Raw genomic sequence first — 11,989 nt, forward strand, 5'->3', positions numbered from 1 at the left:
TCATCCTGTCCGGCATCGAAATGGTCCACATGATGCGCAAGCGACAGGCGAGATACGCCTTCAATCCGAGTCCGTCCCTGGCCGAACAGTTCGCATTTCTTGCCGCATTATTGGCCTCGGACCAGGCCTTCTTGCGCTTCCAGTCAGCCGTTGCAACACAACCGTCACTAAGTGGCATCACGCTCCGATGAAATCATCGCTGCCAATTCGCCATGATCCCGGCCGTACCGAATAGTCGGCCCCAAAGGTCGTGGCGGCAACGCGGGCCGCTTCCACCGTCCCGAACATATGGGCCAGCAGCCACGGTTCGCTTCGAAGAACCGCCCAGCCACAGCGCCATTCCCGGTTCTCGGGATCGAGCGTCGGCGCCCAGGCCGGAAGCTCTCGCAATACCTCCAGCCAGGTTGCCCACGCCAACCCCATTCCGTTGCCGGTCTCTGGCGCGATCGAACGGCTCACCAACCCAATCACTTCGCCCTCGGCATTGAACACCGGCCCGCCACTCATACCTGATGGCCAATTCGCCTCCACCTCAAAGACGGGCGTTGGGGTCGTTGAGTCGCGACCTTGTGGGTGCAGCCGGGTCACCTGCCCATATGCCACCTGCATCCCCTCAGCGATCGTCGTACGAGCGTCTTCTCGGTCGCCGCGAAACGTATCAATCTGCGGATACCCAATCGCCACGACGATATCTCCTGGTCGCGGCCCTCGCGGCCTCGAGCGTATACGAAGATTTTGAATGTAGTCGGGCGCTGGTGACCTCGTCTGCAACAGCGCTAGATCAATCGGCTGGAAGTCCAATTTCCCTTGGAGTGCAGCGAGCGGATCCGTTCCAGGCAAAACCGGCGACCAAGTTCGCCCCACATGTGCAATCGCCTCTTGTGGTAAGCCCACGGTTCCAAAAACGACTCCGTGGCCCAAGATGGCAACAAGGCCAGCATCTGAAGGCATCTCAACTCGAAAATCGCCATCGCTGCCTCGCAGCGTTCTGCCGTGCGCTCTCGCATCGGCGATAACATGATCGGCAGTCATAAATCCGCCCCACGGATCTATGGCGAACGCAGTCCCAAGCCCCTGCAGATCACCATCGGACCCTGCCCAGAATAGGGGGACAATGGCCTTACGAATCCCAAAGGGATCATGCACCGAGAATAATGCCGATTGCTCACCATCGCGCGGGACTAACGGCTTGGGTCGCTCCCCACTTGCGTGGTTCTCGCAGGTTTGGACGGTGATTGCTGGGAAGCGAAGCGGCAAATTAGAACTCCGCCGCCTTGAACAAACGTCCTGACGGACCCTCATCATGAAGGCGCAGAATGATTTCATTATCATTGAATGAAAGCGTCTCGCCCTGTGCATCCTTCGGAAGGTCGGATGCAATTAACGTCATAATGTACTGCGTTTTCCCGACAGCTATTTGCTCTCGGACCACCTCCAGCAGTGCAAGTTTTTTTCTGTCATCAAGGGCCTCAAACACGCCGTCGTGGTAGACAAAATGGAAGAACGACGCATTCTCATAGATTTTAAGGAGCGACAGATCGAACAGGGCACAGATCAGCTTCTTGTAGCTGGTGCCATCGCCTTGCCCTGAGGCCTGGCCGACCTGTCCAGCCAATCCCAGTCCGATGGTGTAGTCGAAATTGCCGTTTGAGTTGACCTCGAAGTAGAAGATTCCCTCGTGATTCAAGACGCGCTGGCAATAGGCGTTGAATGTCTTGCTGAACCGCTCGAATAGCGGCGTTGGACGCGCGACCAAAGTCTTAATCTCGTCAACGACGCGGCCTCTCTCACGTTCACTTTCCCGCACCGATTTCGCGGTTTCGGCGACTTGCTCAAGCTTTTTTCTCTGCTCCTCCAGGTACACGAGCTGCGCGAGTTGGACAGCCAACTCCCTCTGAAGCACCTTGAATTTTTCGAAGGTGTCCGTGCTGCGGAGCAGACGGAGCTGTTGTTCGCGCTTGTCGTCTAGTTCGGCCTTCCTGACGTCAATGACGGCCATCTCCGCATTAAGTGTTTTGCGGCGACCGCGCAGGGCTGTGTTTCGTTCGTGGGTTACCTTCTTATTGAAGGCGACGAGATCCTCGTATTGTTTTTTGAGCTGGCCAGGAAAGTGGAGCTGGGACTCGCTGAAAATCGACTCGACCTCCTTGAGGTCAAACTTGTCCTTGTGATCGAGGGCGGCGTCGATCTGTCGAACGTCGTACCTGATATTGTAGAGCCGCTCGTTGAGTTCGGAGATTTCCCGTTCCACCTGTTCGACCAGATCCCGCATGATACGGCGCTCTTCATCGTCGAACCGGAAGGCATCGAGCTGTTCTTCAAGCAGGTTCATCTGCTGCCCGAGCACCCCGATCCGGGCGGTCAGCTTGGGGAGCTCATCTTCTGAGAATTGGACCTCAGATTGTTGTTCAGCCTGCTTCTGCTTCAGTTTCGATATTTCTTCGTCAAGCTCGTACTTTCGCTCGATAGGCCGGGAATCAAATCCAAATAGGTGAGCAACGAAGGGCTTCCAGTAGACGTCACGCCCTGCTTGGAATTTTTGAAGTTGGAGCTCATCGCCCCAATCCCCTTGGGCTCTCAGGAAATATGTGATCGCCTTACGGTAGTCGTACGGCTTCAAGATGCGAAGATCGAGCCAGGCATCGAGGAGTTTTACGGCTTCGTCGATGGGCAAGTCGACGTGGTCCCAGGTATCATCCGCTGCGTCGGTGAAGTCCTGATCGCGCTCCGGGTGTCGGCGCATAGCAATCTTGGTGGCCGACTCTACGCTGCGGCGCACAGTGGCGTAGTCGCCATCATTCAGAGCAATTTCTAGGAAGAAAACAAAATTCTGGAATCGATCATGATGCTTCGCCAGAAAGTGGTCTGGCGACATGCCCTTGAGCATCATAAAATCAATCAAATGGAGAAGGGTTGTCTTACCGAGATTGTGTGAATCCCGCTTACGATCGCGCGGTCGGTGAACTTCGCCGATCACGATATTCAGACGATCGGCATCGCGGCCCGAATTAAAGTCAATGTGCTCGAATATGTCACTTGAATTGGAATAGAGACGGCTGAGCTGCATCTCATTCCGCCCTATACTCAAGCATGTCGTTCTTCACATGATATTCGACGCGGCCTAGGAGAAACAGGAAGCCGAGGGCGGGCAGGAATGCAAGTTCCCCGTCGGCGCCGGTACGTTTAACGACAATCGAACGGAGTTTCTCGAATTCGATGACACCGCGTCGGCGAAGCTCGCGCAGCATAACGGCGGAAATCCTCAGCACTGACACGTCCAGATTGAGATACTTCTTAGGCGTCAACATGTTCGCCGCTCCGAAAGCCCGACACTGGTTCCTTCAAGCCAATGTCGCAGTTGCAATACATGTGATGCAGTATCACGCTGATCAGTCGGCGCCTGCCACGCAAGGCGGTGCGCTTACGCTGGATCTCCTCGTAGAGGAAACCGAAAATGAAATCGAACGACGCGAATTCTTCCCGTTTTACGAAGATCTTTTGCTTCAACTCGTCGGCCGCGTCGTAATAAAGTTCAGCAAACTCGGCATTCCGCGGGTTCTTCAAAAACTGATCGACCCGCCCAAAATGTGGCATCGACCCGTCAACGATTATCGACTCGTAATAGCTGGCGCTGAGACCGTTGATTTTGTTCTTTTCGTGTAGTTTGAGCTTCTCAAAATCTTCCGCACCATTGACATCACCGGCTTTCCGATCGTCCGTGTAGTCGTGGATTGCGCGAATTACCTCCACAAGTTCGTCAGGTTCGAAGCGAAACGGGGACGGATCGAACCGATTGGGAAGTTCATTGCGAATTTCAGCGAAGTCATCGAGCGCCAGTGACAGACGTTCAGTGCCAACGATTTCAGCGCTCTTTATCCTAAGTGCCAACAGCTCCTTGATCAGCTTTTCGTCCGCTCCGCCGCTGTACTTCCGGTTCGTAAAGAGGATGTAGTGGTCGCAGAGACCTTCGGCGGCGAGTCGCTTGATCTGCGCATGCTCCTTTCTCAGAAGCGTGACGAAATCTCGATCGGAGCATGAGCGGTCGCTCGCATTCACGTGTTTCGCCTGGAAGACGACGTGCCCCGAGAGCGGCGCCGATGTGCTAGGGAAGCCGATCGCCGTCCCATGGAATTTCCCATCTCGTCCACCATCTTTACCGGGGGCGAATGGCGTGACGCCTTCGCCAAACCACCGCACGCAAATTCGAACGACGAGGCGCTCGAACTCGTCGTCGTGCAGCTCGTAGAGCCGATAATCCCGCCTCATAGCCCCCCCGGAATATGTCTCAGATCAGTTCGATACGTACCTTGCGACCGACTACCTCCGCCGCCCGCTGCAGCGTTGCAAGGGTCACATTTCCATCCGTCGGGTCGAGTAGACGACCTATCTGGCTGCGGCTTGTCCCCATCCGCTCGGCCAAACGCTTGCGCGAGAGATGCTGCTCTTTCATCGCTTCCACAATCTGCCACGCGAGGACTTCTTTAATCGCAACCGCCTGGAACTCCTCAAGCTTCCCCATATCGCCGAGGAAGTTATCGAGCGTGGAAAGGCCCTCGATCGAGCGCTTACCAGCCTTTTGTTCACTTGCCATTTCAATCGACTCCTCAATCAAGGAATTCACGCATTCTTCGGCGCGCAAGCACCATTTCGTCGTCAGGTGTTTTCTGGGTCTTCTTGATAAAGCCAGAAAGGACGATAATTGCCTCGGCATGTACACAAAACAGAACCCGCGCTATCCGATGGCTCGGCAAGGTAGTTCGGACTTCCCATAGTCCGTCCTTTAGAGGACGGCACAATGGCATCCCAACCGGCCATCGATACTGCACCCTCATCAGATCCAACCTCACAGCCTGGCGGTCTCCAGGGTCGAGGCCCTGAAGCCATTCTCTTACAATCTCTGTCCCGGCAGACGTGCGATAGAACACCACCGGGATTTGTTTTGCGCGACCTTCTTCCATACCACCCCATGTAGCGTGCATGTACCATATAATGTCCATAGCTCACAAGCGGTTTCGTTGACGTCAATCCTCTTTGAACCGGCCACAGACACAAACTGATGGATTGCCGCCCGCCGCAGAAGGATGCGCTTCGGCCCCTTTCTCAAATACGGAGTTCATGATTCAGGCAGAAATTGCCGGCGCTCGTTGATCCACACCAAGTTGCCTCGCGATATCCGCGAGCGGGTGGGTAATGAAGTGCTGGTTGAGCGCGTCGGCGATAGATTTCTCCTTGTGCTTGCGTGCGAGGGCCATCACGTCCTGGCCGTCCTTCCAGGCGATTGTTGCCTTTACCCGCTTGGCTTTCTCCTCGTTAAGGAGCGCAAGTGCATCCAGCTGGATGGTCCCAGATGTCCATAGCTCGAAGTGGACTTCAGCTTCCCGAAACACTGGATGAGCTCGGTAGTGGGAACGCATGATGGCGATCTTGCGAAGCCATTCCTCAACCTCGCCTTTCTCCAGCACCCCACCAGGCTCCTTTCCCTTGCACTCGATCGCTGTGACGGAACTTGCTTGGCTCGTTACTTTTTGAATATCTATGTCCGCGGTCTTGCCCGTCGCGGGATCGGTCGCCCTCACGCCCATGTCAATCGAAACGGCATCGCGCCGCGCGAGGTAGCCGGCAACCAACTCGAACAATATGCCGCGCAGGTTGCCGGCACGACCTTCGATATCGAGAAGATTCTCGATTAACGACGTGAGCCGTTCGGGGCTTGATGAGGCGTACGTTGCGGCGTTCTTCAATGTCTCAACGAGCGAAGTGATCGCAAGCCCTACCCTCCTTCCAAACAGATCTTTCGGCGTGGCCAACATTACGCCGGCGGCGTGGCCGGCAGTCAGTGCAGGACCGGTAAAGCCTTCAGAAACTAGGATCGATAGGACACCGATGCCGCTAAGCGTGGCATTCAACATCCGCGCCTTTCGGATAAAGAACTGAACCTGTTCCAAGGTTAAGATGCCTTCCGCGAACACATCGGCGACAACAAAACCCGGCTTTGTCGCCGAGCCTTGAAGTGGAAGCAGGTAGCTGGGGCCGGCGAGATCGAACGCAAAAGGTCCGATCGGCCGAAGGTTCGGGTCGCCCCGAATAAGCAGAGTGTTGTAGCCGGCAAGGCCGATTTTCCGTGCCCACTCCCTAACGCCATCAAGGAGGACCGCTTCGGTTAGGGCCCGGGCCCGCACCGACTCCAAACTGGGGCCTCCAAAGGAGGCCGCAAGGGAAAAGCAGCGTCCCTGCTCAATGTCGCTTACCTCCTTAACGAATCCAGCCGAGACAAGTCGCTTGGCGACTAAGTCGGCTGCGACTTGTCCCCTTTGCGGAATGACGGGCGCGCCGCTTATTACGGCGAACCCGTCTGCCGTAACGAGCCCCCCTCGCGCGACAATACCGTCAATCGCCGCCGCATAAACAGCGTTGGACGCCCGAAGATCACGCAGGAAATTATGCCAAAACCGCTCCGAATTGCGGTCCTCCTGCAGATACAGGAAAGATTCACGCTTCGGAAAAAGTGGGATCGGAAAACGGCGTATCGGCTGGACCGCGCGCGACACCCGTTGACGGGCCGCTTCCGCCGAGACGCCGTCGGCCTGCAGGGCCCCGACTATCAAAGACGATCGCGAGGGCCCATGATCGTGCAGGTACTGTGTAACGGATACTGGCATGTCACACTGCTTAATTTATTAATAGTACCTACCAGGCGAGCCGTCCGTTTTGCAAGCGTTCCACGAACTCAACGAAATCAGTTACTTATCGCTCTCCTAGGCGACGCCATTGGCCTGACGATGTCACAACGGCCGGAAAGCCATGAGCAATATGCTGATTTGAGAGCATGTGGACCGGCTATGGTGGCAAGGCTATGTTTTTCTGACATTCAAGGCCCACGCGGAGCCTTTAATGCAGAGGCGTCGGTCTCAAAAACGCGGGATGCAGGAGGAGACAGATCAGGCAGGTTCTCCAGCTGCAATTGCCAGCGGTAATCGGCCGGCAATAATGTTGGATACCGTGTCGCACAATTCCTGACTTTTCCGAGATCAAATTGCCAGATTGCGTTCAAAGAACGCGATAAGGTGTTCATGGTGATCATTCTCGGCAGCACTTCCCGGATATGATCCTGTCCGTCGTAGAAATGGACTTCCGGTGTTTTGCCGTGCCGGTGCAGCCGATCGGGCAAGCCGGCGCATCATATCAACAGACCAGCCTCGATCGGCTGTACCGTGGGTGAGGAAAAGGGGGCCGTCGAAGCTTTCGATTTCGATGGGTTAGGCTTACATATCGACCAATCTACACGATGCTAGGCCGCCAGCACCTTCTCTTCCGATCCAACATATTCCGTTCGCTTCTCGCGAAACACCGGGCCCTCTCGCGACCAATCCTCAAACGCAATCGAAATCAGCCGTTCCCCATGCTTCACTGGGCGGAGTTTGCGCTGCAACAACCCCATAAGGCGCTCCTCGTGGGTTGAAACGATGATCTGACGGTGAGCTCGAAATCGTCTCAATACATCAACCAGGCCTAGAAGGTTGATTGAGTCGAGACTTTGGAGCGGATCGTCCAACACTGTTACGCCGAGCGCGGGAGCCGGCAGAGCAAGATTCATGGCGAGAAAGAGTGACACAGCGAACGAGTTTAGCTGTGAACTGCTGAGGACCGGTCCTGCGTCGTATTGCTGCGATCCAGCATCTGGATCTGCAATTCCGACATGGAGGTGGCCTTTCCCACGCTCCATATCGGCTATGATCTGGGTGGTGCGGAAAGTCGGGTGAGGGTCGATCCGACTATAAATCCTCTGAAACAACGGAGCTATCTGTTCGATCTGGCGCCGGGTCACAAGCAATGATGCATTCCGAAGCCCATCAATGATCCTGCCAGCTTCGGCATGAGTGCGATCCTGACTATCGGCTTTAGCAGACGCTTGTCCAAGTCGCGAAACGAGCGCGGCTCGCTCAGCCATCAATTCTTCGCGGCGTTTACCCTCGCCAAGCCGAACGATACTCAGGGAGAGCTGCTCCCCTTCTGTGATAAGATTGGCCACGGTGCGAAGGCTTGCTTCTGTTTCAGTTCGACGCGCTTGAAGCTGTTCGGCAATGTCGTGATCGGTGTTCACCCCCATATCGGACAAGCGAGTAAGAAGGACCGACCGTTGGGCTGCACGTTCCCGTCGGTTGTCTTCAAACGCCCGTCGCTCAAGTTTGACCCCTTCCAGGCGTTGCTGGGCTACTGACCGGCCTGCATTTAGCGCGGATAAGCGCTCGTCCGGCGCGCCGACCTCTGCCTCTTCCGATGCGCTTGCAATGAGTTCGCGAAGATGGCGAACTGTGTGCTCGCGGTCATGGGTCTGCTCGCACACTGGACAATGATCCCCGAGATCATCAAGTGCTAAGCGCGCCAGGGCCGCGAGGCGCTTGGCCTTGTCACGCTCCGCGACCTGCCGTTCGCGCTCTTCCTCCAATCGGGCAATCTCGTTTCTCAGCCTCTCGTCGACATTCTTCAATTCCGTTGCGAGATTGCTCTCTTCCAGCTCGAGCCGAGCCAGCTCGGTATCATAGTCTACCGGATCTGGTTCGAGGGATCGGGTCTGCTCTCCCAGACCGGCCGCGATCCCGACCTCTCTCTCAATTCGAGCACGTTCAGTTGTCAGCGACTTTAGAAACCGGTCCAGGCGACTGGGGGTAGTCGGTGGCTCATCCGAGCCAACCCTGCTTTGGCCCATGAGGGTAATCGCGCGTTCAAACAGGCTAGTGGCCAAAGTCCCAGCATCGACCTCGCCCCCGGCACCCGCATCCGTGAGACGTGCGAGTTGTTCATCAATTTGCGCGACGCGCCCGCGCAGCGGCTCGATTTCCTCCTTGCGAAGGGCGCTCGTGCTTCGCGACCACTGGTTTCGGCTCTTCTCGAGAGCCTGCTGCAACTCAAGAACGACGCCCGCGCCAATCACCTCACTGATCAACGCGAACCTCTCTATTGCCGAGTCGCCTTCGACAAACTGCCTAACCAAATCCTGCTGGAGGTAGACACCACGGGTGAGAACATTCTCGAGGGTCTGGAGCGACTCGCTGCGGTCCGTCAGGTGTGGCAACAGGAGATTGCACAGTTCTTGTTGCGCCGCCGCTCCTTCCAACTCGGCGTTTTCGGTTTTCAGGCGGACCGACGTTGCAGATCCGTCCGTTGCTCGGACTACGACTACATCGCCGCGTTGGGAGTGGTTGAAGGTTAGCTCGACGCGAGCTATGCCTTCCCGGGCATAGATGGAGACGGGTGAGCCACGGTCCTGAAACCGCGAAATATGACCTGCCAGCGCCCAAAGAATAGCATCGAGCAGAGATGTCTTTCCGACCCCATTCGGCCCTTGCAGAATGATGACATCGGCATCGAGGTCTATCGTCGCCGTGCGTCCAAACGCACGAAATCCCTCAATAGTGATTGACTTGATCCTCATTGCTCACCCCTCAATGAGTGGAGGCGCTCAAGGGGAGGCTCCATCGACCTGAACGCATCGACAACGACTCGAACCGCGTCCGGATCGGCATTAGATTTCATCACTTCTGGTAGAGAGTCGAGAACGTCCTCAAGCATCGTGACGCCGCTCGGGACATTCAGTGGCAACAGTAGGTCTAATACCCGCGCTACATCTGCAGAGGCGCGCAGCATCTCTCCTGTCGCGACAATCTTCCGCACACGGGTCGTGTCGCGCTCGATGGCAGAGACGAACTGTCGGTTCGGGGGTTCACCTAAGCACAGCAGGACCAAATAGCCGTCCCATGCTTTGGGTGCGGCTCTCGATAGCCGCCTCGCAAGGAGTTCGACCAGGTCCGCTTGGGTTTCTAACCATTCATTCTCGAGCTGCTGCCACGTTTCGAAAGTCACGAGGGATACGACGCTAAACTCGTCCTCAGCGAGCAGACCCCTGTCCGCGGAATGGGCTAAATCCGTCAAATCGCGCACGACGCGATAGCCACTGGCGGTGAAAACCTCGCTCGCCAGGGCAACGAGAACCGATGTCGTAAGTGATGCATCGCTAAGCTGCATGGAACAACTCCCCTGCCCGATGAAGAAAGTCTGGCTCGTCGGCAGAAAGAAGGACCGGACCGGAGGGGCCGTCGACGAGGTGGCCGGGCTCAGCGTCGGCAATAAGGTCGACGTGAGCCCCCAGCGGTTCGCCCGTTGCTACCCCGCCAATCAGTACAAGATCAGGGCCAGAAAAAGAGTGCTCTTCGATATACCCGCAAACGATTCTGGCTCGAGGCTCCAGGGCTGCCATTCGGCGAGTACCGCTGCCAGTTGCCAGCAGAACCTGACCGATGTGCCTCCCTTCGCGTTTGATCAGCCAGGTTCCGCCCTGCGTCGGTGAGGCCGCTAAGCCGTGGTGTTCCACGATCTGCGCCAGCTTTAGAATCGGTTCCGACATGAGCTCGTCGTCGGCCACAGAGTGAGGACGGTAGAGTTTTCCCCGTTCTAGCCGGCCAAACGCTCGATGCTTCCCAACAGCCAGCAGCGGCAAAGCTCTTAGACCCGTAACAAGCCCCTTGAAAAGCGCTTGATCGCCTGGCGCCACGCCGTTCTCATTTAGGAGCGTTGTACCGTTCTCATCGAGGGCGTCGACTTGTGACGCCGCCAATCTTTCTGCAAGTCGGGTGAGAAATGCGCTCCATCCGCCTTGGACGTATTGCTGCTCAGGTATGCCGAGCTGATGCGCAAATCCGTTGTTCTCGAATGCGCCGATGTCGGCTTGATAGAGGGTCTTGTTTCCACCAAGCGCCGACTGGATCATATTTACGGTTGCCGTCAGCACGGGCGCGGCAGAGCCAAGTCCTACGAACACAACAACAGGGGCGCCCAGAATTTGCTGCGCAACAATCTGTTCCCACTGACCACGCCAGGCTGCGTCAATGACCTCCTCGCGCAGCACAAGCGCCTCGCTGGCTCCATTGGCACTTCCATGAAGATGAACGAGTGCGGCACGCACCGGGACAGCCTGCCCCGACTGATCGATGATGGCAATTTCGATACCAAGATCCGAAGCTGCGTGTTGGACAGCGAGGTCGAAGTTCAAGGACAGGACATGACTAATTGCTCCCTCCGCCATCAACGCGACAAGCAGCTTATAGCCGAGGTTGGGCTTCGCCAGCCTCATCCGATCAAGCGGAAATCGTGTAACGACGCCCGACTGGTTCCCTGTCTTTTGCCAGACCAGCGTCGTGAGCTGCGAAAGATTCCAAGGATCGGCGCATTCACCGTCGGCGAGAACACCGTCAAGGACAAGTCGCCGTTCGACTGCGCGTGAAAGAGCGCCTGCCAGCGGAATCTCGGTTGGAGATTCGACCGAGCATCCAGCACCGATCACGAGTGCGACCTGCCCGCCCCCCGCCGCAGCTATTGCCTGAAGTAGATCTGGTGGAAATTCTTCCAAGCGCGCCCCTCCCTCAATATGCCGAAACACTATCGCAATACTGTGTTTCGCCCAAATCCTCAGTCGGGCGCCAATTTGGCACGGACAGCGGCCACGCCGGCGTCGCAAGCGACGGCATGCATAGAATAGCGATCCGCCACCTAGATGACCCCCCAAGCCCGATAGCGCCCTCGCCCCGTCATTTCCCGCACCCCGAGGTCCACCACAAGATTGAGCGCTCCACGTGGGGTCACCTTCGCTGCCTTCGCAATCATCGCCGTGGAGACGATCGAACGCGAGAGGACAAGCGCACACACCGTCGATTCCCAAGGCCTCCGACCCATAGGTGAGCGTCCCTTTGAGCGCTAAGTCGGCGCCGTCCCAACCTCCCGATGTCCGCGGGGCGCGGTTCATGGGTGATGGTTGGTATTGGGTAGACACCAACTCGCAACACTCAGGGCACATCGGGCCTCTGGCCGCGGCCGGAGGTGGCCGGCGAGCGCAGGCATGTCATCTGCCGCGGGCGGAGCGAGGCCATTGAGCCCAACATCGTGCCGGTTAATCTGATCTGATCGGCGCACGGGCCGCCGATCGCTGGAAGACAGC

Annotated in this window: 11 protein-coding genes and 2 pseudogenes; 1 reads left to right on the top strand and 12 read right to left on the bottom strand. The window is 56.9% G+C overall.

What is annotated here, in order from left to right:
- Positions 1–107, top strand: a pseudogene (locus ACX3P1_RS24160) (IS6 family transposase); the annotation flags it as partial.
- A gap of 70 nt (positions 108–177) precedes the next feature.
- On the opposite strand, the gene ACX3P1_RS24165 reads toward ACX3P1_RS24160, so the two are convergent.
- The 12 genes and pseudogenes from ACX3P1_RS24165 to ACX3P1_RS24220 form a co-directional block, all read right to left on the bottom strand.
- Positions 178–1,359 carry a S1 family peptidase gene (locus ACX3P1_RS24165; RefSeq protein WP_459082127.1) on the bottom strand — a complete coding sequence of 394 codons (1,182 nt, stop codon included), beginning with the start codon at positions 1,357–1,359 and terminating at the stop codon, positions 178–180.
- Positions 1,259–3,067, bottom strand: coding sequence for a DUF2326 domain-containing protein (locus ACX3P1_RS24170; RefSeq protein ID WP_459082128.1), 1,809 nt, complete (start codon positions 3,065–3,067; stop codon positions 1,259–1,261). Before ACX3P1_RS24170 ends, ACX3P1_RS24165 begins: the two co-directional genes overlap by 101 nt.
- Position 3,068: 1 nt before the next feature.
- Positions 3,069–3,308 carry an ABC-three component system middle component 8 gene (locus ACX3P1_RS24175; protein ID WP_459082129.1) on the bottom strand — a complete coding sequence of 80 codons (240 nt, stop codon included), beginning with the start codon at positions 3,306–3,308 and terminating at the stop codon, positions 3,069–3,071.
- Positions 3,295–4,266 (bottom strand): ABC-three component system protein, encoded by a 972-nt coding sequence (locus ACX3P1_RS24180; RefSeq protein ID WP_459082130.1) that lies wholly within the window; start codon positions 4,264–4,266, stop codon positions 3,295–3,297. Before ACX3P1_RS24180 ends, ACX3P1_RS24175 begins: the two co-directional genes overlap by 14 nt.
- A gap of 19 nt (positions 4,267–4,285) precedes the next feature.
- Positions 4,286–4,639, bottom strand: a complete 354-nt coding sequence (locus ACX3P1_RS24185) for a helix-turn-helix domain-containing protein (protein WP_459082131.1) — start codon at positions 4,637–4,639, stop codon at positions 4,286–4,288.
- Complete coding sequence (locus ACX3P1_RS24190; protein ID WP_459082132.1) at positions 4,605–4,997, bottom strand: type II toxin-antitoxin system RelE/ParE family toxin; 393 nt, start codon at positions 4,995–4,997, stop codon at positions 4,605–4,607. The genes ACX3P1_RS24185 and ACX3P1_RS24190 overlap by 35 nt, the downstream gene beginning before the upstream one ends.
- A 123-nt stretch (positions 4,998–5,120) precedes the next feature.
- Positions 5,121–6,659, bottom strand: a complete 1,539-nt coding sequence (locus ACX3P1_RS24195) for a hypothetical protein (protein WP_459082133.1) — start codon at positions 6,657–6,659, stop codon at positions 5,121–5,123.
- Positions 6,660–6,868: 209 nt separating this feature from the next.
- Entirely contained in the window at positions 6,869–7,168 is a 300-nt protein-coding gene (locus ACX3P1_RS24200; RefSeq protein WP_459082134.1) for a hypothetical protein, read from the bottom strand.
- A gap of 120 nt (positions 7,169–7,288) precedes the next feature.
- A complete protein-coding gene (locus tag ACX3P1_RS24205; protein ID WP_459082135.1) occupies positions 7,289–9,433 on the bottom strand; it encodes an AAA family ATPase in 2,145 nt (714 codons plus the stop codon).
- A complete protein-coding gene (locus ACX3P1_RS24210) occupies positions 9,430–10,023 on the bottom strand; it encodes a hypothetical protein (RefSeq protein ID WP_459082136.1) in 594 nt (197 codons plus the stop codon). Before ACX3P1_RS24210 ends, ACX3P1_RS24205 begins: the two co-directional genes overlap by 4 nt.
- Positions 10,013–11,404, bottom strand: a complete 1,392-nt coding sequence (locus tag ACX3P1_RS24215; RefSeq protein WP_459082137.1) for a hypothetical protein — start codon at positions 11,402–11,404, stop codon at positions 10,013–10,015. Before ACX3P1_RS24215 ends, ACX3P1_RS24210 begins: the two co-directional genes overlap by 11 nt.
- 140 nt (positions 11,405–11,544) lie before the next feature.
- A pseudogene (locus ACX3P1_RS24220) lies at positions 11,545–11,691 on the bottom strand (helix-turn-helix domain-containing protein); the annotation flags it as partial.
- Between the last annotated feature and the right edge of the window lie 298 nt (positions 11,692–11,989).

This window comes from Mesorhizobium sp. A623 (assembly GCF_054489405.1).